The sequence below is a fragment of the Cobetia sp. SIMBA_158 genome, from assembly GCF_046566945.1.
Classification (GTDB): Bacteria; Pseudomonadota; Gammaproteobacteria; order Pseudomonadales; family Halomonadaceae; genus Cobetia; species Cobetia amphilecti.
In genome coordinates this window covers 1-231 of the sequence record NZ_JAWJYL010001197.1, presented here as the reverse complement: position 1 = coordinate 231, position 231 = coordinate 1, and the positions used below count along the sequence as shown (strand labels likewise).

Here is a 231-nt window from a genome sequence, read left to right as displayed (position 1 = left end):
GGTTGGCTTCTTTGCCAATGATAGTATAGCTTAATCGACTATTACTACCAAAATTACCAACGTGACAGTAACCAGTGGTGATACCAACACGTATATATAAGCCTTCAAACCCCATTAACCGCCATTTTTGGCGTAAGGTACGCATTTCTCGGCGCATATCAATTGCCATCGCCACACAATCTAGGGCATCTTGACGCGAGCCGCGGCTATTCGGTTCACCAAAGAAACACA

1 protein-coding gene is annotated in these 231 nt (G+C 45.0%); it reads right to left on the bottom strand.

The features are described 5' to 3' along the window. Positions 1-231 (bottom strand): adenylate/guanylate cyclase domain-containing protein (locus R2R70_RS23535; RefSeq protein ID WP_410979424.1); only part of this gene is annotated, 231 nt, incomplete at both ends.